We start from the raw sequence: 20,187 nt of genomic DNA on the forward strand, positions 1-20,187 counted from the left end.
GGTGGTGGTCGAAGAGCTGTTCCGATTTTGCAAGTCCGTTTGCGTCGCCCGGGGCGCCGCGACAGATCACGAACAGAATTTGAGTGTAAACGCTGCTCGCCAAGCCCCGCCACAAGGACGTCCTTTCTTTCGCCAGCGAACTCCACTTCCATGTTCAGACCGCTGTCCCTGTACATAGGCGCCCGTTACACGCGCGCCAAGCGCCGCAGCTACTTCGTCTCCTTCATCTCCCTGACTTCCATGATCGGCCTGGCCCTGGGCGTGCTGGTGATGATCCTGGTGCTGTCGGTCATGAACGGTTTCGATCACGAGATGCGTACCCGCGTGCTAGGCATGGTGCCCCATGCCACCGTCGAATCCGCCGTGCCGATCGGTGACTGGCGAAAACTGGCCGCAGGCGTGGCCCGCCATTCCGAAGTCAGCGCCGTTGCGCCCTACACCCAGGTCCAGGGCCTGCTGACTGCCGACGGCAAGGTGCAGAAGGTGCTGGTCAATGCCGTGGACCCGCAGGAAGAGTCCAAGGTTTCGATCATCGGTGACTTCTTCCGCCAGGGCAGCCTGGCTTCGTTGGCACCGGGCGAGTTCGGAATCGTCATCGGCGACCGCGCCGCCGCCAAGCTGGGGGTGGGCATGGGGGACAAGGTTACCTTCGTGCTGCCCGAGGTCGCGGTAACGCCGGCCGGTGTGTTCCCGCGCATGAAGCGCTTCACCGTGGTGGGGATCTTCCATGTCGGTGCTGGCGAGTTGGACGGCTTCCTGGCCCTGGCCAACCTGTCTGACGTGGCCCGGTTGAAACGCTGGCAGCCGGACCAGGTGCAGGGCCTGCGGTTGAAGCTGAACGACCTGTTCCAGGCGCCCCAGGTGGCCTGGCAGATCGCCGGGGAACTGAAAGGCGAGGACTTCTACGCCCGTGACTGGACCCGCACCCACGGCAACCTGTACCAGGCGATCAAGATGGAGAAGGCAATCATTGGCCTGTTGCTCCTACTGATTGTCGCCGTGGCCGCCTTCAACATCATTTCCACCCTGGTGATGGTGGTCACCGACAAGCGCGGCGACATCGCCATCCTGCGCACCCTGGGCGCCACGCCAAGGCAGATCATGGGCATCTTCATGGTCCAGGGTACGGTGATCGGCATCGTCGGTACCCTCATCGGCGGGGCGCTGGGCATCCTTGCTGCGCTCAACGTGAGCGAGGCCATCGCCCTGCTGGAGCGGCTGCTGGGGCACAAGTTCCTCAATGCCGACGTGTACTTCATCGACTACCTGCCATCCCAGTTGATGGCCGAGGACGTGGCGCTGGTCTGTTCCGCCGCCCTGGTCCTGAGCTTCCTCGCCACTCTTTACCCCGCCTGGCGTGCTTCGCGCACCCAGCCAGCAGAGGCTTTGCGCTATGAGTAACAAGGCAGTCCTGAGTTGCCGCAACCTGAGCAAGAGCTATGACGAAGGCCCGCAGTCGGTCGAGGTGCTGACGGGCGTCGAGCTGGAGCTCCACCCGGGTGAGCGGGTGGCCATCGTCGGTAGTTCCGGCTCCGGCAAGAGTACTTTGCTGAACATGCTGGGCGGCCTGGATACCCCAAGCAAGGGCAGTGTCTGGCTGGCCGGCGAGGAGCTGTCAGCGCTCAGTGAGACGGCCCGCGGCTTGCTGCGCAACCGCGCCCTGGGCTTCGTCTACCAGTTCCACCACCTGCTGCCGGAGTTCACCGCCCTGGAGAACGTCTGCATGCCGCTGCTGATCGGTCGCACCGCCATTCCCGAGGCGCGCCAGCGCGCCACCGCACTGCTGGAACGGGTGGGCCTGGGTCATCGCCTGTCGCACAAGCCCGCCGAGTTGTCCGGCGGCGAGCGCCAGCGCGTGGCCATCTCCCGCGCCCTGGTCAACAACCCAGCCCTGGTATTGCTGGACGAACCCACTGGCAACCTCGACCAGCACACGGCCCATGGCATCCAGGAGCTGATGCTGGAACTCAGCCGCTCCCTGCGTACCGCCTTCCTGGTGGTGACGCACGACCTGCAACTGGCCCGTCAGATGGACCGGGTGTTGCGCCTGGAAGACGGTCGGTTGGTGGCTGCCTGACATGTTCAGACCTCTCCCGTTCTTCATCGGCACGCGCTACACCCGCGCCAAGCGCCGCAACCACTACATCTCTTTCATCTCGCTGACCTCGATGATCGGTCTCGCCCTTGGCGTGCTGGCGATGATCGTGGTGCTGTCGGTGATGAACGGTTTCCAGAAGGAAATGCGCTCGCGCATCCTCGGTATGGTGTCCCATGCCACCCTGAGTGCCGAACAGCCGCTGAGCGACTGGCGTCGCCTGGCCGATGCGGCGCTGAAGCATCCGGAAGTGGTGGGAGCGGTGCCCTTCGCCGAACTGGAAGGCATGCTTTCCTACAAGGGCATGATGCAGCCGGTGCAGATCAACGGCATCGACCCGCAGGAGGAGACCAAGGTCTCCATCATTGGCCAGCACATGGTGCAGGGCGACCTGGCCGCGCTGAAAGCGGGGGAGTCCGGCATCGTCATCGGCGAGATCACCGCGCGGCGTTTTCGCCTCAACGTTGGCGACAAGTTGACCCTGATCGTCCCCGAGGTGAGCAGCGCGCCCGGCGGTATCACCCCGCGCATGCAGCGACTTAATGTGGTGGGGGTGTTCAAGGTCGGTGCCGAGCTGGACAGCTCCCTGGCGTTGATCAATATCGCCGACGCTTCGGCCATCCAGCGCCTGCAGGACGGCGAAGTGCAGAGCGTGCGCATTGCCCTGAAGGACCTCTTCCTGGCGCCCGAGGTATCGCGGCAGATCGTCGCCGAGTTGGGCCAGGGCTACCGGTCAGAGGACTGGACTCACACCCAGGGCAGCCTGTTCAGCGCCATGAAGATGGAGAAAACCATGATTGGCCTGCTGCTGCTGCTGATCGTGGCCGTGGCCGCCTTCAACATCATCGCCACCCTGATCATGGTGGTGGCCGACAAGCGTGCCGATATCGCCATCCTCCGCACCCTCGGCGCCACGCCTCGGCAGATCATGGCGGTGTTCATGGTGCAGGGCAGCGTGATCGGTGCCATCGGCACCCTGGTTGGCACGCTGCTGGGCGTCATCGCCGCCCTCAACGTCAGCGAGTGGATCGCCGCCCTGGAGCGCGCCAGCGGCCGGCAGATCTTCAGCTCCGACGTCTACTTCGTCAGTTACCTGCCATCCGAGCTGCAGCTGGGTGACGTGTTGCTGATCTGCGGCGCGGCGCTGGTGCTGAGCTTCCTGGCAACCCTGTACCCGGCCTGGCGTGCCGCGCAGACTCAGCCGGCCGAGGCCCTGCGCTACGAGTGAGTGCGCTGCCGACAACAAAAACGCCGCATCGAGTGCGGCGTTTTTCATTTCAGCGGCTGATTTCCCGCCGGGCTTTCTGGCGCTTGCGCCAACTGTGTCCGACCCACCAGCGCCAATAGAGCATGGTCAGCATGTAGGCCAGCGCGCCGATCAGTACACCGCAGAGCAGTGATCCTAGGAGAAACGGCTGCCAGACCGAGGAAATTTCCTGGGTAATCCATTCCCAGGTCAGTTCATCGGGTAGGGCGCGCGGGGAAATCTGCATGATCCAGGCGCCCACCTTGTAGGTGCAGTAGAAGACCGGTGGCATGGTGATGGGGTTGGTCAGCCAGACCAGGCCCACGGAAATCGGCAGGTTGGCGCGGACCAGGATGGCCAGGCCGGCGGCCAGCAGCATCTGCATCGGGATGGGCACGAAGGCGGCGAACAGGCCCATGGCCATGGCGCGGGCAACCGAGTGGCGGTTGAGGTGCCAGAGGTTCGGATCGTGGATCAGGGTGCCGAGAAAACGCAGGGATTTGTGGTCCCTGATGGTGTCCGGATTCGGCATGTAGCGTTTGAAGATGCGACGCGGCATGGGCGGTCTCTGGCGGACGGAAGCGCCGGGTATTATGCACACCCGGAAATGACATCGCCGGGTCAGTTTGTGTCGGCAAGTTTAAACGGGATTGCATCGGCCGGAGCAGCTGATGGAGGGCGGTACAGGACGTCGCCGCGCCTCCCGTTCCAGGGAAAGGGAGTCGGACAACCATGGTTTCGGGCCTGGCCACGCTTGCCGTCGGCCTTCTTCTGTTGCGCTGGATGCCCAGCCTGCCGCCGGTCTGGTGGCTCTATCTGCAACTGCTGCTCGGCTTCGCGCTGCTGGGCTCGCGTGCCTGGCGGCCAGGGCTCTTGCTGCTCGGCCTCGGTTGGGCCTGCCTGAGCGCTCAATGGGCACTGGATGACCGCCTGGACCCCCGGCTTGACGGTCAGGTGCGCTGGCTGGAAGGGCGGGTGGTCGGCTTGCCGGAGTCGGCCGACGGCATGGTGCGTTTCGAGCTGGAGGACCTGCATTCGACGCGGGCGCGGCTACCCCGGCGCCTGCGGTTGTCCTGGCTAGACGGTCCGCGTGTGCTGGCGGGGGAGCGCTGGCGCCTGGCTGTCCGACTCAAGCGGCCCCGCGGCTTGGTGAATCCGGCGACTTTCGATTACGAGGCCTGGCTGCTGGCGCGGCGCATCGGGGCGACCGGCTCGGTCAAGGTCGGCGAGCGACTGCAGCCAGCCAGCGGGCCTGTTGCCTGGCGCGATGCGCTGCGCCAGCGCGTCTTGCAGGTGGACGCCTGGGGGCGAGCCGGCGGCCTCGCCGCGTTGGTGCTGGGCGACAGTTCCGGCCTGCAGGCGCGGGACTGGCGCCTGCTGCAGGACACCGGAACCACTCATCTAATGGTGATATCGGGCCAGCACATCACCCTGTTCGCCGGCGTGCTCTATGGTCTGGTGGCGTCGCTCGCGCGCTTCGGACTCTGGCCGCGACGCCTGCCCTGGTTGCCCTGGGCTTGCGCCATGGCCTTCGCGGGCGGGCTCGGTTACGGCGTCCTGGCGGGCTTCGATGTGCCGGTGCAGCGGGCCTGCATGATGCTGGCCGTAGTGCTGATCTGGCGCCTGCGCTTTCGCCACGTTGGCCTGCTCACCCCTTTGCTGGTCGCGCTTTGCACGGTGTTGCTGGCCGATCCGCTGGTGGTCCTGCTGCCTGGTTTCTGGCTCTCGTTCGGCGCCGTGGTCCTGCTGGTCCTGGCCTTTGCCGGGCGACTCGGCGCCTGGTCCTGGTGGCGGACCTGGTGGCGCGCCCAGTGGGTCATGGGGATCGGCCTGGTGCCGCTGCTACTCGCGCTGGCCTTGCCCATCAGTCTCAGCGGTCCGCTGGCCAACCTGCTGGCAGTGCCCTGGGTCAGTCTGGTGGTACTGCCGCTGGCGCTGTCGGGGACCCTGTTGCTCGGCGTTGGCCCGCTGGGGGAAGCGTTGCTCTGGCTGGCCGGAGGGGCCCTGGAACTCCTGCTCCAGATCCTCGCCTGGGCCGCTGCGCAGCTACCCGCCTGGATTCCGTCGCGGGTTCCGCTTTGGGCCTGGCTGCTGGGTGCGATCGGTGTTCTGTTGTTGATCGCTCCGGCCGGCCTGCCGTTGCGCGCCTTTGGCTTCGCCCTGTCGTTGCCGATGTGGTTTCCGCCGCAGGCGCTTCCGGCAGCCGGTCAGGCCGAGGTATGGGTGCTCGATGTGGGGCAGGGACTTTCGGTGCTGGTTCGGACTCGCGCGCATGCGTTGCTCTACGATGCTGGTCCACGCCAGGGCGAGTTCGATCTCGGCGAGCGGGTGGTAATTCCGGTCCTTCGAGGTCTTGGAGTACGGGAGCTGGACTTGATGCTGATCAGCCACGCTCACTCCGATCACGCCGGCGGCGCTGTGGCCGTAAGCCGGGGGCTGACGGTCGCCAAGGTGCTCGGTGGAGAGGCCGGGCAGTTGCCCGGCGAGCTCGGCGCGCTGCCGTGCCAGGCCGGGGATGCCTGGACCTGGGATGGGGTGAAGTTCCTCGTCTGGCACAGGCCCGTGCCCGGCGACAGCAATGAAAGCTCGTGTGTACTGGCCGTCGAGGCCAATGGCGAGCGCATCCTGCTCAGTGGCGATATCGGCGCCCGCGGCGAGGCGGCCTGGATCGCCAGTGGCCAGCCGCTCGCGGCGCGCTGGCTGGTGGCCGGCCACCATGGCAGCCGCACATCCTCCACCCGCTTTTTCCTGCGCGCGGTGGCGCCTGAGAAGGTGCTGATCTCGCGAGGCCACCAGAACGCCTTCGGGCATCCGCACCCGCTTGTCGTTTCGCGGGTCCGGGCTCTCCCGGCCGAGATCCATGACACGGCGGAGCAGGGCGCATTGCGGCTGCACCTGGGGGCCTGGGGCGAGGCCGAGGGCTGGCGGGAAAAGTCCGTTTTCTGGAGGGAAAAATGAGAACGGCGGCGGTCGGCAGGGACCGACCCTATGCTAGAGTGGCGCCACTTTTCCGAAGGGGATTTCCTACCGTGTGGGAGTTGGTCAAAGCCGGTGGCTGGATGATGCTGCCGATCGTTCTGTGTTCCATCGCCGCCACCGCCATCATTGCTGAACGCCTGTGGACCCTGCGCCTCAGCCGGGTCTCGCCGCCGCATCTGCTGGGCCAGGTCTGGCGCCAGATCAAGGACAAGCAATTGAATGGCCAGAAGCTCAAGGAGCTGCGTGCCTCCTCCCCCCTGGGGGAAGTGTTGGCGGCAGGGCTGGCCAATTCCAAGCATGGCCGCGAGATCATGAAGGAGTGCATCGAAGAGGCCGCCAGCCGGGTCATCCATGAGCTGGAACGCTACCTCAATGCTTTGGGTACCATCGCTGCCATGGCGCCGTTGCTGGGCCTGCTGGGCACGGTATTCGGCATGATCGAAATCTTCAGCGGCTTCATGGACAACGGCATGGCCAACGCGCCGGTGCTCGCCGGCGGTATCGCCAAAGCCCTGGTGACCACGGCCGCCGGCCTGGTCGTGGCTATTCCGGCGGTGTTCTTCCATCGTTACCTGCTGCGCCGTGTCGACGAGTTGGTGGTCGCCATGGAACAGGAAGCGATCAAGCTGGTGGAAGTGGTCCAGGGCGACCGCGAGGTCGACTTCGCAGAGGAAGCCAAAGCGTGAAGTTCCGTCGCCGGGCGGGCAACATCGCCCGCGAAGAGGTGTTCCTCAACCTGACGTCGCTGATCGACGTGATTTTCGTGTTGCTGCTGTTCTTCGTGGTCACCACCACCTTCAGCAAGCCCAGCCAACTGAAGATCGAGTTGCCCGAGGCGGTCAGCGGTACGCCGCCGGAAGAGACCCAGCTGAAGACCCTGGAACTCAGCATCGCTGCCGACGGCCAGTACTCGCTCAATGGTCAGAGCCTGGTGAAAAGCGACCTGGCGACGCTGATCGCCGCCCTGGGCCGCGAGTCGGAGGGGGACAACAGCCTGCCGCTGGTGATCACCGCTGATGCCCGCACCACCCACCAGTCGGTGATCACCGCCATGGATGCCGCGGGCAAGCTGGGTTTCAGCCACCTGCGCATGACCACCATCGAGTCTGACGCGGCCAAGCAACCCTGATGGCCTTCTCCGACCGCCTGCTGGACGCCTGGTACCGGGGGCATCCGGCCCTCGGCCTGCTGGCGCCGCTGGAATGGCTCTATCGTGGGGTGGCGCAGCGCAAGCGCGCTGCCTTCCTGGCGGGGCAGGGTGACAGCTACCGACCGCCGGTGCCGCTCATCGTGGTGGGCAATATCACCGTCGGCGGCACCGGCAAGACCCCCATGATTCTCTGGCTCATCGAGCACTGCCGCGCCCGTGGGCTGCGCGTTGGCGTGGTCAGTCGCGGCTACGGCGCCAAGCCGCCACGGTTGCCCTGGCGGGTGTGCGCCGACCAGCCGGCGGAGCAGGCCGGCGACGAGCCGCTGCTGCTCGTGCAGCGCAGTGGTGTGCCGCTGATGATCGACCCGGACCGTTCCCGCGCGGTTCGGGCGCTGCTGGAGCAGGAGCCGCTGGACCTGATTCTCAGCGACGATGGTCTGCAGCACTATCGGCTGGGGCGCGATCTGGAGTTGGTGCTGATCGACGCCGCCCGTGGTCTCGGCAATCGACGTTGCCTGCCGGCCGGCCCTCTGCGCGAACCGGCCGAGCGCCTGGATTCGGTGGACGCGGTGCTGCGCAACGGCGCCGAGGCCGATTCCGTTGAGGGTTTCGCCTTTCGGCTGCAACCCAGCGCGCTGGTCAACCTGCGCAGCGGCGAGCGCGTGGGCCTGGAACATTTTCCAGCGGGCCAGGCCGTTCACGCGGTGGCCGGCATTGGCAACCCGCAGCGTTTCTTCAGGACCCTGGAGGCGCTAAACTGGCGCCCGATTCCGCACCCCTTCTCCGATCATGCAGTCTTCAGTCCCCAGGCCCTGGATTTCGCACCGTCGCTGCCGCTGCTGATGACCGAGAAGGATGCGGTGAAGTGCCGGGCCTTCGCGGCCAGCGACTGGTGGTACCTGGCGGTCGATGCCGTGCCGTCGCCGGCCTTCGTCGCTTGGTTCGACGGGCAATTGGCCCGCCTGCTGCCGAACCGCTTCTAACCCAGGCAGCCCTAGGGCTGCCGTCTCAAGGATTCACTCATGGACCCGAAACTCCTCGATATTCTCGCCTGCCCCCTGTGCAAGGGCCCGCTGAAGCTGGCCGACGACAAGAGCGAGCTGATCTGCAAGGCCGACGCCCTGGCCTTCCCGGTGCGCGACGGCATTCCGGTGATGCTGGAAGGTGAGGCGCGCACCCTGAATGTCGACGAGCGGCTGGACAAATGACCCGGGCCTTCACCGTCGTCATCCCTGCCCGCTACGCGTCCACCCGCTTGCCGGGCAAGCCGCTGCAGGACATCGCCGGTAAGCCGATGATCCAGCACGTCTGGGAACAGGCACGGCGCAGCGCGGCCCAACGCGTGGTGGTCGCCACTGACGATGTGCGTATCGTCGAGGCCTGCCAGGCATTCGGCGCCGAAGTGCTGCTGACCCGCGTCGATCACAACTCCGGCACCGACCGCCTGGCCGAAGTGGCCAGCCACCTCGGTCTGGCCAGCGATGCCATCGTGGTCAACGTGCAAGGTGACGAACCGCTGATCCCGCCGGCCATCATCGATCAGGTCGCGGCGAACCTAGCGGCGCACCCGGAAGCGGGCATCGCCACCCTGGCCGAGCCGATCCGGGACGTCCAGGCGCTGTTCAATCCCAACGTGGTGAAAGTGGCCGCAGACCTCAATGGCCTGGCTCTGACGTTCAGTCGTGCGCCGCTGCCGTGGGCCCGTGACGCCTTCGCTTCCAGCCGTGACCAGTTGCCGGACGAGGTGCCGTATCGCCGCCACATCGGCATCTACGCCTACCGTGCGGGCTTTCTCCACGACTTCGTCGCCTGGGGCCCGTGTTGGCTGGAGAACACCGAGTGCCTGGAGCAGCTGCGCGCGCTGTGGCACGGCGTGCGCATCCACGTCGCGGATGCCCTGGAAGCGCCGCCTGCGGGTGTTGATACCCCGGAAGACCTGGAGCGCGTCCGGCGCTTGCTGGGGGCCTGATGCGCGTTCTCTTCGTATGCCTTGGCAACATTTGCCGGTCGCCCACCGCGGAAGGTGTCCTGCGGCACAAGCTGCGCGAAGCCGGGCTGGCAGAGCGGGTGCGCGTGGACTCCGCCGGCACCGGCGACTGGCACGTGGGCAAGGCGCCGGATGCGCGTACCCGCGTGGCGGCGCAGCGTCGAGGCTATGACCTGTCGCCGCTGCGTGCCCGGCAGGTGTCGGTCGACGACTTCGGCCAGTTCGACCTGATCCTGGCGATGGACGAGAGCAACCTGTCCAACCTGCGCCGGTTGCGTCCTGGCAGCGCGATCGCCGAGCTGGACCTGTTCCTGCGCCGATACCAGCTGGCGCTGGACGAGGTGCCGGACCCTTACTACGGCGGTGAGGAAGGCTTCGAGCAGGTGCTCGACCTGGTGGAGCAGGCTTGCGATGCCCTGATCCTGGAAATCAAGGGGCGCCTGTGAGCCTGGCACTTTTCGAGAACGTCTCCCTCAAGCCCTACAACAGCTTTGGCGTCGACGTGAAGGCGCGGCTGTTCGCCGAGGCACGCACCGACGTGCAGGTGCGTGAAGGGCTTGCCCTCGCCGCCCAGCGCGGTCTGCCGCTGCTGGTGATCGGCGGCGGGAGCAATCTGCTGCTCACCCGTGACGTCGAGGCGCTGGTGCTGCGCATGGCCAGCCATGGCATCCGTGTGCTGGCCGACGATGGCGTGAACGTCCTGCTCGAGGCCGAAGCCGGCGAGCCCTGGCATCCCCTGGTGCTCCGGACCCTGGAGCAGGGCCTGGGCGGTCTGGAGAACCTCAGCCTGATCCCCGGCACCGTGGGGGCCGCGCCGATGCAGAACATTGGCGCCTATGGCGTCGAGCTGAAGGATGTTTTCGCTGGTCTGACCGCGCTGGACCGGGAATCCGGCGAGTTGCGCGAGTTCGGCCTGGAGGACTGCCAGTTTGCCTATCGCGACAGCCTGTTCAAGCGTGAGGCGGGCCGTTGGCTGATCCTGCGCGTGCGCTTCAACCTCAGCCGGTCGCCGCAGTTGCATCTGGATTACGGCCCGGTGCGTCAGCGTCTGCAGGCGAACGGCATCGAGGCGCCGACGCCCATGGACGTCAGCCGTGCCATCTGTGCGATCCGTAGCGAGAAACTGCCGGACCCGGCCGAGCTGGGTAATGCCGGAAGTTTCTTCAAGAACCCGTTGGTGAGCGCCGAATTGGCCCGGAGACTGCGTGGCGAGCATCCGGATCTGGTGGCCTATCCGCAGCCTGGTGGGCAGGTGAAGCTGGCTGCTGGCTGGCTGATCGAGCGCGCCGGCTGGAAGGGCTTTCGCGAAGGCGACGCCGGGGTGCACCGGCTGCAGGCTCTGGTGCTGGTGAACTACGGGGCAGCGACCGGCGAACAGCTGCATGGCCTGGCCCAGCGTATCCAGGCGGATATCGAGGCGAAATTCGGGGTCGCGCTGGAGATGGAGCCGAATCTGATCTGAGGTGCCCCGGAAATGAAAAAACCGGCCAATGGGCCGGTTTTTTCGTGGTGCCAACTTAGCGGTATTCGCAGAGGTAGGCGGTGTCCTGGGCGACTTTCAGCTGGAATTTGCTGTTTGCCGGAACGGTGAACTTGCTGCCGGCGGCGAAGGTTTCCCAGTTCTCGCTACCCGGCAGCTTCACGGTCAGGGCGCCGGCGATGACGTGCATCACTTCCAGTTGGCTGGTGCCGAATTCGTATTCGCCCGCGGCCATTACGCCAATGGTGGCCGGGCCTTCGCTCATGCCAAAGGCGATGGATTTGACGGTGCCGTCGAAGTACTCGTTGACCTTGAACATGCTGGGCTCCTGGAGGGGGTCTGAAAGGGCTCGACAGTATGCCCAAGGTCGGTCCGGGCGTCACTAGGGCGGGGGTTTCAGGCGGGCAGCACCAGCGGTAGCAGGCGCGCGGTGTTGCGTGCGTCTTCCAGGGCGCGGTGCTGCCGTCCCTGGAAATGCAGTCCGGCCAGTTGCAGTGCGGTATGCAGACCCACGGCCCGCTGGAGCTGGCGCACCTCGGCGAAGCGCTGCTTGAGGTTCAGGTGGGGGATTGCGGTCAACTGGCTGTGCAGACCGTGCAACTGCCATTCCTGCTCCAGTTGGCGGCGGTCGTAGTCCCCCCAGCTCGCCCAGCCCGCCAGGCGCGGGCTGTGGTGCGCGAGCCAGCGCTCGAAGGCCTGCCAGACCTGGGGCAGGCTCGCTGCGCCGTCCACGTCGGCCTGGTCGATGTGGGTGAGCTGGCGGCAGAAGCCGGTGAGGCAGGGCCGGCGCGCGGGGCGCACGAAACGCTGGAAATGGTCCACCTCATGACCGTCCGTGCGGACCAGGGTTGCACCGATTTCGATGATTTCCATTTCTTCAAGAGGCCAGCCTCCTTCCTCGGTGGTGGCTTCCAGGTCAATGACCAGCCAATGCGGCATGGGGGTCTCCTTGGCAGGGGCGGCCGGGGCCAGCCTGGTGCGAGTATGGTGGTGCTTTCGCGGGTCGGCAAACTGCGTGTTAGGCTTTTCCGCAGGTCGACGAAGGAGAACAACAATGGCTGAAGTAGCGTTCATCGGTCTGGGGGTGATGGGCTTCAACATGGCCGGACACCTGGCATGTGAAGGTCATTCGGTGCGGGTCTACAACCGTACGCCGGGCAGGCTCAAGCTCTGGTGCGACGAGTTCGCCGGCGACGCGTTCGCCACGCCGCGCGAGGCGGCCGAGGGTGCGGAATTCGTGATGGTCTGCGTCGGTAACGATGCTGATTTGCGCGCGGTATTGCTGGGGCCGGACGGCGCATTTGCCGGTATGGCGCCCGGTTCGATTCTGGTGGACCACACCACCGCCTCCGCTGACGTGGCGCGGGAAATGGCCGTGCTGGCCGCCGAGCGTGAACTGGGCTTCCTCGATGCACCGGTGTCCGGCGGCCAGGCCGGTGCCGAAGCGGGCATGTTGTCGGTCATGGTGGGGGGCGAGCAGGCGTTCTTCGACCGTGCCGCGCCGGTGATCGACAGCTACGCCAAGATGATTCGCCGCATGGGCCCGGTGGGCAGCGGTCAACTGACCAAGATGGTCAACCAGATTTGTGTCGGCGGCCTGTTGCAGGGGCTGGCCGAGGCGCTCCACTTCGCCCAGTGCGCGGGTCTGGATGCCCAGGGCGCTATGGAGGTGATCGGCAAGGGGGCCGCCCAGTCCTGGCAGCTGGAACACCGCCACCAGAGCATGCTGGACGGCAGTTTCAACTTTGGCTTTGCCGTGGACTGGATGCGCAAGGATCTGTCCATCGTGCTGGACGAGGCTGCGCGCAATGGCGCGCAGTTGCCGGTGACGGCGCTGGTCGACCAGTTCTATGCCGAGGTCCAGGCCATGGGTGGCGGGCGCTGGGATACCTCAAGCCTGATCGCGCGGCTGAAAAGGCCTGCTTAGCCATTCGAGGAAAAAGCAGGTGTACTAGCTGCGGAAAATGAAGTAGACGGCGCCCAGCAGGCACATTCCCGCCCATAGATAATCCAGTTTCAGCGGCTGCTGCATGTAGAGCACGCTGAAGGGAACGAAGACGGCCAGGGTGATCACTTCCTGCATGATCTTCAGCTGGCCGACCGGTAGCTCGGTGTAACCGATCCGGTTGGCCGGCACCATGATCAGGTACTCGAACAGGGCGATGCCCCAGCTGATCAGCGCCGCGATGATCCAGGGCTTGGTATTGAGCGTCTTGAGATGGCCATACCAGGCGAAGGTCATGAAGACGTTGGACAGGGTAAGCAGGGCGGCGGTCTGCATCCATACCGGCATGATCTGGGGCTCGGGGGCGGAAAAGATGCGCAAGCCTAATGGGTGAAGATTCTCAAGGAAAGGGGCGAACCATGGCCGTCTGGCGTGGATTGGGGTTGGTGGTTCTGGTGTTGCTTGGCATCGCGATTGCGCTGCTGCGTGGTATCGATGCTTGGCGCAAGGAGGCAGTGATCGCCGAACTGCACCTGCCGCCGGCGTTCACACTGGCGCGAGACTTCGATTTCGGTCGCTACCGGTTGTCCTGGCGTGGCCAGGGGGGCGTGGTTCATCCGCAGGGGCGGCCAGACAAGGTGCTTTGGGCGATCGAAGGCGGTTTCCTGGCCGCGGGCACGGGGCAGGTGGTGTCCGCTCCGCTCGAGCCGGGGCGCATGCCGCGGGATCGGCGTGAACGCTTGTGTCGCGAGCAGAGTCTCGAGTCATTCGAAAGGTTGGGGGGCAGGCTCCAGCTGAAAGGGTTCCTGCGCTGTTCGGACGGCAGTCTGAGTCGCTATCTGGTGGTTCTGGAAGATGACGGTGAGCGCGGCCTGACGCTGACCGTGAACCTTGAAAAGCCGGAGTTGAACCGGCTTTACCTGACCTGGCGCCGGGAAGAGGGGGAGCAGGTCTTCGGCCTTGGCGAGCCGTCCGGCGCCTACGACCTGTCGGGACGGCGCGTGTCGGTACCTGCGACAGGGCATGGTCGGCGCGCCGCCACGAGCCAGGGGATCTATGTCACTTCGCGCTTGCGGGCATTCCACAGCCAGTCTGACGCCTACCAGTTGTTCGACCTGCGCGACCCGCGGCGTGTAGGGCTGGAGGTGCATGCAGGGCGACTCATGGCGCATATCTACAAGGGCGACAGCCTGGAGGAGCTGCGTGCGCATTGGGCTTCGGTGCTCGAGGCCGTGTCCACGCCGCGTACACCCAAGTAAAATGGGCGTTTGAATCCGAACCGTCGTTCCGAGGTGTTTCGTCATGCTCTGCCGCCCGGGCTGTGGTGCCTGCTGCATAGCGCCATCCATCAGTTCCCCGTTGCCCGGTATGCCCAAGGGGAAGCCGGCGGGCGAGCGCTGTGCGCATCTGTCCGCGGAGAATCTCTGTCAGCTGTTCGGTGATCCGCGCCGTCCGGCAGTCTGCAGCGATTTCGACGCTGATCCCGAGGTCTGCGGCGACAGCCGGGAGGACGCCATCCGTCTGATCGGCTGGCTTGAGCAGGCAACCTCGGCGGCCTGAATCACCAGGCGGGCGAATCGCCTGCCACATTCGTGCAAGGAGGGATCATGGGAATCAGGGGCGTGGTGCTCTGTGCGTTGGGACTGCTCGCGGCGTCCAGCGTTCATGCTGAGGGCTGGGAGCTGGCCAGGGACGAGGATGGCATTCGCGTCTTCCTCAGCGAGGTTCCTGGCTCCAGGTACAAGGCCTACCGGGGCGTCGTTACCATGAAGACGGATATTGCCACCCTGCGTGCGCTGCAGGAGGACGTCGCCGGTTCCTGCGCCTGGATCCACGAATGCGAGGAGCAGAAGCTGCTCAAGACCGAGGGGGCGCAGAGCTGGACCTATACGCGTTTCAACACGCCCTGGCCGGTGATGCACCGGGATTCGGTGATTCAGGTCACCTCCGAGCTTGGTGCCGACGGCAGTGTGACGCGCCTGCTCGAAGGGGTGCCCGAGTACCTGCCTGAGTCCACCGGCTACGTTCGGGTGACCGAGGTGAAGGGGCTCTGGAAGCTGGTACCGAAGGGCGCAGGGGAGGTGGAGGTAACCTATGAGTTGCACACTGAGCCGGGTGGCAGTGTGCCGTCATGGCTGGCGAACAGCTTTGTCGTCGATGCGCCCTTCAATACGTTGAAAGCGATGCGTCAACGGGCGGAAAAGCGCTGAAAGGCTAGACGAAGTCGAAATAAAAAAGGCTGCCGATCGGCAGCCTTTTTCATTGGGGGCGCAAGTCTTACTTGCGTGCCTCCAGCGAGATGAACTCGCGCTGCTCCTGGCCGGTGTACAGCTGGCGCGGACGGCCGATCTTGTACGGGCTGGAGAGCATTTCCTTCCAGTGCGAGATCCAGCCGACGGTGCGGGCCAGCGCGAAGATCACGGTGAACATGCTGGTCGGAATGCCGATCGCCTTCAGGATGATGCCCGAGTAGAAGTCCACGTTCGGGTAGAGGTTGCGCTCCTTGAAGTAAGGATCGTTGCGCGCGATCTCTTCCAGCTTCATGGCCAGTTCGAGTTGCGGGTCATTGATGCCCAGTTCGGCCAGCACTTCATCGCAGGTCTGCTTCATGACCTTGGCGCGCGGGTCGAAGTTCTTGTAGACGCGGTGGCCGAAGCCCATCAGCTTGAACGGATCGTTCTTGTCCTTGGCCTTGGCCACGAACTTGTCGATGTTCGACACGTCGCCGATTTCGTCGAGCATGGTCAGCACGGCTTCGTTGGCACCACCGTGGGCCGGGCCCCAGAGGGCCGCGATGCCGGCGGCGATACAGGCGAAGGGGTTGGCGCCGGAGGAGCCCGCCAGGCGGACGGTGGAGGTGGAGGCGTTCTGCTCGTGGTCCGCATGCAGGATGAAGATGCGGTCCATGGCCTGGGCCAGCACCGGGCTGATCGGTTTGATCTCGGCCGGGGTGTTGAACATCATGTGCAGGAAGTTTTCCGCGTAGTTCAGGTCGTTACGCGGGTACATCATGGGTTGGCCCATGGAGTACTTGTAGGCCATCGCCGCAATGGTCGGCATCTTGGCGATCAGGCGCATCGCCGAAACTTCGCGGTGTTGCGGGTTATTGATGTCCAGGGAGTCGTGGTAGAAGGCGGAGAGGGCGCCCACTACGCCGCACATGATCGCCATCGGGTGGGCGTCGCGACGAAAGCCGTTGAAGAAGCTCTTCAGCTGCTCGTGAACCATGGTGTGGTTCTTGATGGTGCCGACGAACCTGACCTTCTCCTCGGCGGTCGGCAGTTCGCCGTTCAGCAGCAGGAAGCAGGTTTCGAGGTAGTCGGATCTTTCTGCCAGCTGCTCGATCGGATAGCCACGATGCAGCAGTACGCCCTTGTCGCCGTCGATGTAGGTGATCTTCGACTCGCAAGAGGCGGTCGACATAAAGCCAGGATCAAAGGTGAAGCAGCCCGTGGAGGTCAGGCCCCGCACATCGACTACATCGGGTCCCATGGTACCGGACAGAACGGGCAGCTCTACGGGGGCTGCGCCCTCGATGATCAACTGCGCTTTTTTGTCAGCCATAGCGGCCTCCTAGTTATGCTTGAAATCATCAGACAGCCCCCCACGCAGGGCCCGGGACACTATAGAGGTATAAATCCGAATGTCAATTTGAAGAAACCCATGTGGCAGTGGGGTTTGCGTGGGTTTTTCGACGGAAAAGGAGGGGCTGTTTACGCCTTTTATATAGGGAGTGCAATCCGCTTTTAGGGGCAGGACTTCGCATTGTCATTAGTCAGCTAACTGTCTATACTCAGCGCCCGATCGCCAGGGGCCTAAAGCCCATATTCTGGAGGTCGGCACTCCCTTTGGTGAGGGGTACCTGATCAGTGCACTTCCCGACAACTTGCCCTGTTTGTTAGGGGCCTCAGTGTGAAAAAAAAGCCGTGAATAGCCAACGACCTGTAAACCTAGATCTCAGGACCATCAAACTCCCCGTCACTGCTTACACGTCCATCCTGCATCGTATCTCCGGCGTCATCCTCTTTTTCGGCATTGCCGTGCTGCTGTTCGCGCTCGACAAGTCGCTGAGCTCCGAGGAAGGCTTCGAGCAGGTCAAGGCGTGCCTGACCAGTCCGCTGGCCAAGCTGGTGATTTGGGGCCTCCTGTCCGCACTGCTTTACCACCTGGTTGCCGGTGTGCGCCACTTGGTAATGGATGCGGGCGTCGGCGAGACGCTCGAGGGCGGCAAGCTGGGCTCGAAAATCGTCATCGTAGTTTCTGCGGTGCTGATCGTGCTGCTGGGGGTGTGGGTATGGTAACCAACGTTACGAACTTCTCGCGTTCGGGCCTCTACGACTGGATGGCCCAGCGCGTTTCTGCGGTCGTTCTTGCGGCTTATTTCCTTTTCCTGCTGGGCTACCTGCTGTTCAATCCGGGTCTGACCTATGCCGAATGGCACGGTCTGTTCTCCCACACCGCGATGCGCATCTTCAGCTTGCTGGCCCTGGTCGCCCTGAGCGTTCACGCCTGGGTCGGCATGTGGACCATCTCCACCGACTACCTGACGCCCATGGCGCTGGGCAAGTCGGCGACTGTCGTGCGTTTCCTGTTCCAGGCGGTATGCGGCATTGCCATGTTCGCGTTCTTCGTCTGGGGCGTGCAGATTCTCTGGGGTGTGTGATCCATGTCTAGCATTCGTACTCTCTCTTTCGACGCCATCATCGTAGGTGGCGGCGGCGCCGGCATGCGTGCCGCGCTGCAACTGGCCCAGGGCGGCCACAAGACCGCCGTGGTGACCAAGGTCTTCCCGACCCGTTCCCACACCGTTTCCGCCCAGGGCGGCATCACCTGCGCCATCGCTTCGGCCGACCCGAACGACGATTGGCGCTGGCACATGTACGACACCGTCAAGGGTTCCGACTACATCGGTGACCAGGACGCCATCGAATACATGTGCTCCGTTGGTCCGGAGGCCGTGTTCGAGCTGGAGCACATGGGGCTGCCGTTCTCCCGTACCGAGCAAGGTCGCATCTATCAGCGTCCGTTCGGCGGTCAGTCCAAGGACTTCGGCAAGGGTGGCCAGGCTGCCCGTACCTGTGCCGCGGCCGACCGTACCGGTCATGCCCTGCTGCACACCCTGTACCAGGCCAACCTGAAGAGCGGTACTTCGTTCCTCAACGAGTGGTACGCCGTCGACCTGGTGAAGAACCAGGACGGCGCCGTGGTCGGCATCATCGCCATCTGCATCGAGACCGGCGAAACCGTCTACATCCGCTCCAAGGCCGTGGTTCTGGCCACCGGCGGTGCTGGCCGTATCTACGCCTCCACCACCAACGCCCTGATCAACACCGGCGACGGCGTGGGCATGGCCCTGCGTGCTGGCGTTCCGGTCCAGGATATCGAAATGTGGCAGTTCCACCCGACCGGCATCGCCGGTGCTGGCGTGCTGGTGACCGAAGGTTGCCGCGGCGAGGGTGGCTACCTGATCAATGCCCATGGTGAGCGTTTCATGGAGCGTTACGCTCCCAACGCCAAGGACCTGGCCGGCCGCGACGTGGTCGCCCGTTCCATGGTCAAGGAAGTGATCGCCGGCAACGGCGTGGGTCCCAACAAGGACCACGTGCTGCTGAAGCTCGACCACCTCGGTGAGGAAGTCCTGCACAGCCGCCTGCCCGGCATCTGCGAACTGTCCAAGACCTTCGCGCACGTGGACCCGGTCGTCGCGCCGATCCCGGTCATCCCGACCTGCCACTACATGATGGGCGGCGTTGCCACCAACATTCATGGCCAGGCCATCACCCAGGACGCCAACGGCAACGACACCATCGTCGAAGGCCTGTTCGCCGTGGGCGAAGTGGCTTGCGTATCGGTACACGGTGCCAACCGTCTGGGCGGCAACTCGCTGCTCGACCTGGTCGTGTTCGGTCGTGCCGCCGGTCTGCACCTGGAGAAGGCGCTCAAGGAAGGTATCGAGGCGCGCGGCGCCAGCGAGACCGATCTCGAGCTGTCCCTCAAGCGTCTGTCCGGTGTCAACGAGCGTACCAGCGGCGAAGAAGTCGCCCCGCTGAAGCGCGAGCTGCAGCAGTGCATGCAGAACTACTTCGGTGTATTCCGTACCGGCGAATACATGCAGAAGGGCATCGCCCAGTTGGCCGAGCTGCGTGAGCGCATCGCCAACGTCAAGATCAACGACAAGTCCCAGGCTTTCAACACCGCGCGCATCGAGGCGCTGGAGCTGCAGAACCTGCTGGAAGTCGCCGAAGCCACCGCCATCGCCGCGGAAGTCCGTAAAGAGTCCCGTGGCGCCCATGCCCGTGAAGACTTCGAAGACCGCGACGACGAGAACTGGCTGTGCCACACCCTGTACTTCCCGGGTGAGAAGCGTGTCGCCAAACGCGCTGTCAACTTCGCGCCGAAGACCGTTCCGGCGTTCGAACCCAAAGTACGTACTTATTAAGGGTGGCCGACATGTCCAACACTCTCACTGTCAGCGTCTATCGCTACAACCCGGAGCGCGACAGCGCTCCGGCCATGCAGGACTTCCAGATCGATACCGGCGGCAAGGACGTGATGGTTCTCGACGTGCTGGCCCTGATCAAGGAGCAGGACGAAGGTTTCTCCTACCGTCGCTCCTGCCGTGAAGGCGTCTGCGGTTCCGACGGCATGAACATCAACGGCAAGAACGGCCTGGCGTGCATCACGCCGCTGTCCGCTGCCGGTCTGAAGGGCGGCAAGCTGGTGATTCGCCCGCTGCCGGGGCTGCCGGTCATCCGTGACCTGGTTGTCGATATGAGCATCTTCTACAAGCAATACGAGAAGGTGAAACCCTTCCTGCAGAACGAGACTCCGGCTCCGGCCATCGAGCGTCTGCAGTCCCCGGAAGAGCGCGAGAAGCTGGACGGTCTGTACGAGTGCATCCTGTGCGCCTGTTGCTCGACCTCTTGCCCGTCCTTCTGGTGGAATCCGGACAAGTTCCTGGGTCCGGCCGCGCTGCTGCAGGCCTACCGTTTCCTGGCCGACAGCCGCGACACCAAGACCGAAGAGCGACTGGCTGCGCTGGATGACCCGTTCAGTGTGTTCCGTTGCCGCGGCATCATGAACTGCGTGAACGTTTGCCCGAAGGGTCTTAACCCGACCAAGGCGATCGGTCATGTGCGCAACATGCTGCTGCAAAGCGGTACCTGATTCGATTGCTGTACCCGCAACACCTGCGGTGCCGGCTTTGCCGGTGCCGCAGTGAAACCAGGAACGCAGCCCACAAAGCCGTATTCCTTATTTGAAAAATATATAGATGACCAGCAGGGGCAACCGGGCTGGTGCCCG

Annotated in this window: 24 protein-coding genes; 19 read left to right on the top strand and 5 right to left on the bottom strand. The window is 64.5% G+C overall.

Translation table 11 applies throughout. The annotated features are described in order from the left end of the window. Positions 1–150: 150 nt before the first annotated feature. From PJW05_RS11520 to PJW05_RS11530, 3 genes are read left to right on the top strand one after another with little or no spacing between them, the layout of a single operon-like run. On the top strand, positions 151–1,401 hold the full coding sequence (locus tag PJW05_RS11520) for a lipoprotein-releasing ABC transporter permease subunit (protein WP_271411829.1): 1,251 nt from the start codon (positions 151–153) through the stop codon (positions 1,399–1,401). Next, on the top strand, positions 1,394–2,077 hold the full coding sequence (lolD, locus tag PJW05_RS11525) for a lipoprotein-releasing ABC transporter ATP-binding protein LolD (RefSeq protein ID WP_271411830.1): 684 nt from the start codon (positions 1,394–1,396) through the stop codon (positions 2,075–2,077). Before PJW05_RS11520 ends, lolD begins: the two co-directional genes overlap by 8 nt. Before the next feature lies 1 nt (position 2,078). Continuing rightward, a complete protein-coding gene (locus tag PJW05_RS11530) occupies positions 2,079–3,323 on the top strand; it encodes a lipoprotein-releasing ABC transporter permease subunit (protein ID WP_271411831.1) in 1,245 nt (414 codons plus the stop codon). Positions 3,324–3,372: 49 nt separating this feature from the next. On the opposite strand, the gene PJW05_RS11535 is transcribed toward PJW05_RS11530, so the two are convergent. Then, a complete protein-coding gene (locus PJW05_RS11535) occupies positions 3,373–3,900 on the bottom strand; it encodes a DUF2062 domain-containing protein (RefSeq protein WP_271411832.1) in 528 nt (175 codons plus the stop codon). Positions 3,901–4,073: 173 nt separating this feature from the next. Here PJW05_RS11535 and PJW05_RS11540 point away from each other — a divergent pair, with 173 nt between their 5' ends. The 8 genes from PJW05_RS11540 to murB all read left to right on the top strand — a co-directional run bounded on the left by PJW05_RS11540 (position 4,074) and on the right by murB (position 10,919). Then, positions 4,074–6,299: a DNA internalization-related competence protein ComEC/Rec2 gene (locus PJW05_RS11540; protein WP_271411833.1), complete on the top strand. Its 2,226-nt coding sequence runs from the start codon at positions 4,074–4,076 to the stop codon at positions 6,297–6,299. A gap of 71 nt (positions 6,300–6,370) precedes the next feature. After that, complete coding sequence (locus PJW05_RS11545; protein WP_271411834.1) at positions 6,371–7,006, top strand: MotA/TolQ/ExbB proton channel family protein; 636 nt, start codon at positions 6,371–6,373, stop codon at positions 7,004–7,006. Next, positions 7,003–7,449: an ExbD/TolR family protein gene (locus PJW05_RS11550; protein ID WP_271411835.1), complete on the top strand. Its 447-nt coding sequence runs from the start codon at positions 7,003–7,005 to the stop codon at positions 7,447–7,449. Before PJW05_RS11545 ends, PJW05_RS11550 begins: the two co-directional genes overlap by 4 nt. Further along, on the top strand, positions 7,449–8,453 hold the full coding sequence (lpxK, locus tag PJW05_RS11555; protein ID WP_271411836.1) for a tetraacyldisaccharide 4'-kinase: 1,005 nt from the start codon (positions 7,449–7,451) through the stop codon (positions 8,451–8,453). The genes PJW05_RS11550 and lpxK overlap by 1 nt, the downstream gene beginning before the upstream one ends. 39 nt (positions 8,454–8,492) lie before the next feature. Next, entirely contained in the window at positions 8,493–8,678 is a 186-nt protein-coding gene (locus PJW05_RS11560; RefSeq protein WP_077525327.1) for a Trm112 family protein, read from the top strand. Next, positions 8,675–9,439 carry a 3-deoxy-manno-octulosonate cytidylyltransferase gene (kdsB, locus tag PJW05_RS11565; protein ID WP_271411837.1) on the top strand — a complete coding sequence of 255 codons (765 nt, stop codon included), beginning with the start codon at positions 8,675–8,677 and terminating at the stop codon, positions 9,437–9,439. Before PJW05_RS11560 ends, kdsB begins: the two co-directional genes overlap by 4 nt. Next, on the top strand, positions 9,439–9,903 hold the full coding sequence (locus PJW05_RS11570) for a low molecular weight protein-tyrosine-phosphatase (RefSeq protein ID WP_271411838.1): 465 nt from the start codon (positions 9,439–9,441) through the stop codon (positions 9,901–9,903). The genes kdsB and PJW05_RS11570 overlap by 1 nt, the downstream gene beginning before the upstream one ends. Continuing rightward, complete coding sequence (gene murB / locus PJW05_RS11575; RefSeq protein ID WP_271411839.1) at positions 9,900–10,919, top strand: UDP-N-acetylmuramate dehydrogenase; 1,020 nt, start codon at positions 9,900–9,902, stop codon at positions 10,917–10,919. The genes PJW05_RS11570 and murB overlap by 4 nt, the downstream gene beginning before the upstream one ends. 55 nt (positions 10,920–10,974) lie before the next feature. On the opposite strand, the gene ppnP is transcribed toward murB, so the two are convergent. Together ppnP and PJW05_RS11585 are read right to left on the bottom strand one after the other, a co-directional pair. Continuing rightward, positions 10,975–11,256, bottom strand: a complete 282-nt coding sequence (ppnP, locus tag PJW05_RS11580) for a pyrimidine/purine nucleoside phosphorylase (RefSeq protein ID WP_271411840.1) — start codon at positions 11,254–11,256, stop codon at positions 10,975–10,977. A 77-nt stretch (positions 11,257–11,333) separates the two neighbouring features. After that, entirely contained in the window at positions 11,334–11,876 is a 543-nt protein-coding gene (locus tag PJW05_RS11585; protein ID WP_271411841.1) for an exonuclease domain-containing protein, read from the bottom strand. Positions 11,877–11,991: 115 nt separating this feature from the next. On the opposite strand from PJW05_RS11585, the gene PJW05_RS11590 reads away from it, so the two are divergent. Continuing rightward, entirely contained in the window at positions 11,992–12,864 is an 873-nt protein-coding gene (locus PJW05_RS11590) for an NAD(P)-dependent oxidoreductase (protein WP_271411842.1), read from the top strand. Between the two features lie 24 nt (positions 12,865–12,888). Here the strand turns inward: PJW05_RS11590 and PJW05_RS11595 are convergent, their stop codons facing one another. Continuing rightward, the gene (locus tag PJW05_RS11595; protein WP_271411843.1) at positions 12,889–13,230 is read right to left on the bottom strand and encodes a DMT family protein; all 342 of its coding nucleotides are present in this window, start codon (positions 13,228–13,230) and stop codon (positions 12,889–12,891) included. 71 nt (positions 13,231–13,301) lie between these two features. Here PJW05_RS11595 and PJW05_RS11600 point away from each other — a divergent pair, with 71 nt between their 5' ends. From PJW05_RS11600 to PJW05_RS11610, 3 genes are read left to right on the top strand one after another with little or no spacing between them, the layout of a single operon-like run. Further along, positions 13,302–14,141, top strand: coding sequence for a hypothetical protein (locus PJW05_RS11600; protein WP_271411844.1), 840 nt, complete (start codon positions 13,302–13,304; stop codon positions 14,139–14,141). 43 nt (positions 14,142–14,184) lie between these two features. Beyond that, positions 14,185–14,442, top strand: a complete 258-nt coding sequence (locus PJW05_RS11605) for a YkgJ family cysteine cluster protein (RefSeq protein WP_271411845.1) — start codon at positions 14,185–14,187, stop codon at positions 14,440–14,442. A 47-nt stretch (positions 14,443–14,489) separates the two neighbouring features. Continuing rightward, on the top strand, positions 14,490–15,092 hold the full coding sequence (locus PJW05_RS11610) for an START domain-containing protein (protein WP_271411846.1): 603 nt from the start codon (positions 14,490–14,492) through the stop codon (positions 15,090–15,092). 67 nt (positions 15,093–15,159) lie between these two features. Here the strand turns inward: PJW05_RS11610 and gltA are convergent, their stop codons facing one another. Next, positions 15,160–16,446: a citrate synthase gene (gene gltA, locus PJW05_RS11615; protein ID WP_271411847.1), complete on the bottom strand. Its 1,287-nt coding sequence runs from the start codon at positions 16,444–16,446 to the stop codon at positions 15,160–15,162. Positions 16,447–16,808: 362 nt separating this feature from the next. Between gltA and sdhC the strand changes: the two genes are divergently transcribed. Genes sdhC through PJW05_RS11635 form a run of 4 tightly spaced genes read left to right on the top strand, consistent with a single transcriptional unit; the run spans position 16,809 to position 20,049 of the window. Continuing rightward, a complete protein-coding gene (gene sdhC, locus PJW05_RS11620) occupies positions 16,809–17,183 on the top strand; it encodes a succinate dehydrogenase, cytochrome b556 subunit (RefSeq protein ID WP_271411848.1) in 375 nt (124 codons plus the stop codon). Continuing rightward, the gene (gene sdhD, locus PJW05_RS11625; protein ID WP_271411849.1) at positions 17,177–17,545 is read left to right on the top strand and encodes a succinate dehydrogenase, hydrophobic membrane anchor protein; all 369 of its coding nucleotides are present in this window, start codon (positions 17,177–17,179) and stop codon (positions 17,543–17,545) included. Before sdhC ends, sdhD begins: the two co-directional genes overlap by 7 nt. 3 nt (positions 17,546–17,548) lie before the next feature. Beyond that, positions 17,549–19,321, top strand: coding sequence for a succinate dehydrogenase flavoprotein subunit (gene sdhA / locus PJW05_RS11630; RefSeq protein ID WP_271411850.1), 1,773 nt, complete (start codon positions 17,549–17,551; stop codon positions 19,319–19,321). 11 nt (positions 19,322–19,332) lie between these two features. Then, complete coding sequence (locus tag PJW05_RS11635) at positions 19,333–20,049, top strand: succinate dehydrogenase iron-sulfur subunit (RefSeq protein ID WP_271411851.1); 717 nt, start codon at positions 19,333–19,335, stop codon at positions 20,047–20,049. The last annotated feature ends 138 nt before the right edge of the window (positions 20,050–20,187 follow it).

The sequence above is a fragment of the Pseudomonas sp. Q1-7 genome (genome assembly GCF_028010285.1).
In the GTDB taxonomy this organism is placed as follows: Bacteria; Pseudomonadota; Gammaproteobacteria; order Pseudomonadales; family Pseudomonadaceae; genus Metapseudomonas.

Bases quoted from the DNA above. Each gene is read 5' to 3' on its own strand.
- PJW05_RS11520 (WP_271411829.1), top strand. From the start codon at position 151: ATGTTCAGACCGCTGTCCCTGTACATAGGCGCCCGTTACACGCGCGCC.
- lolD (WP_271411830.1), top strand. From the start codon at position 1,394: ATGAGTAACAAGGCAGTCCTGAGTTGCCGCAACCTGAGCAAGAGCTAT.
- PJW05_RS11530 (WP_271411831.1), top strand. From the start codon at position 2,079: ATGTTCAGACCTCTCCCGTTCTTCATCGGCACGCGCTACACCCGCGCC.
- PJW05_RS11535 (WP_271411832.1), bottom strand. From the start codon at position 3,900: ATGCCGCGTCGCATCTTCAAACGCTACATGCCGAATCCGGACACCATC.
- PJW05_RS11540 (WP_271411833.1), top strand. From the start codon at position 4,074: ATGGTTTCGGGCCTGGCCACGCTTGCCGTCGGCCTTCTTCTGTTGCGC.
- lpxK (WP_271411836.1), top strand. From the start codon at position 7,449: ATGGCCTTCTCCGACCGCCTGCTGGACGCCTGGTACCGGGGGCATCCG.
- PJW05_RS11560 (WP_077525327.1), top strand. From the start codon at position 8,493: ATGGACCCGAAACTCCTCGATATTCTCGCCTGCCCCCTGTGCAAGGGC.
- kdsB (WP_271411837.1), top strand. From the start codon at position 8,675: ATGACCCGGGCCTTCACCGTCGTCATCCCTGCCCGCTACGCGTCCACC.
- PJW05_RS11570 (WP_271411838.1), top strand. From the start codon at position 9,439: ATGCGCGTTCTCTTCGTATGCCTTGGCAACATTTGCCGGTCGCCCACC.
- ppnP (WP_271411840.1), bottom strand. From the start codon at position 11,256: ATGTTCAAGGTCAACGAGTACTTCGACGGCACCGTCAAATCCATCGCC.
- PJW05_RS11585 (WP_271411841.1), bottom strand. From the start codon at position 11,876: ATGCCGCATTGGCTGGTCATTGACCTGGAAGCCACCACCGAGGAAGGA.
- PJW05_RS11590 (WP_271411842.1), top strand. From the start codon at position 11,992: ATGGCTGAAGTAGCGTTCATCGGTCTGGGGGTGATGGGCTTCAACATG.
- PJW05_RS11595 (WP_271411843.1), bottom strand. From the start codon at position 13,230: ATGCCGGTATGGATGCAGACCGCCGCCCTGCTTACCCTGTCCAACGTC.
- PJW05_RS11600 (WP_271411844.1), top strand. From the start codon at position 13,302: ATGGCCGTCTGGCGTGGATTGGGGTTGGTGGTTCTGGTGTTGCTTGGC.
- PJW05_RS11605 (WP_271411845.1), top strand. From the start codon at position 14,185: ATGCTCTGCCGCCCGGGCTGTGGTGCCTGCTGCATAGCGCCATCCATC.
- PJW05_RS11610 (WP_271411846.1), top strand. From the start codon at position 14,490: ATGGGAATCAGGGGCGTGGTGCTCTGTGCGTTGGGACTGCTCGCGGCG.
- gltA (WP_271411847.1), bottom strand. From the start codon at position 16,446: ATGGCTGACAAAAAAGCGCAGTTGATCATCGAGGGCGCAGCCCCCGTA.
- sdhD (WP_271411849.1), top strand. From the start codon at position 17,177: ATGGTAACCAACGTTACGAACTTCTCGCGTTCGGGCCTCTACGACTGG.
- sdhA (WP_271411850.1), top strand. From the start codon at position 17,549: ATGTCTAGCATTCGTACTCTCTCTTTCGACGCCATCATCGTAGGTGGC.
- PJW05_RS11635 (WP_271411851.1), top strand. From the start codon at position 19,333: ATGTCCAACACTCTCACTGTCAGCGTCTATCGCTACAACCCGGAGCGC.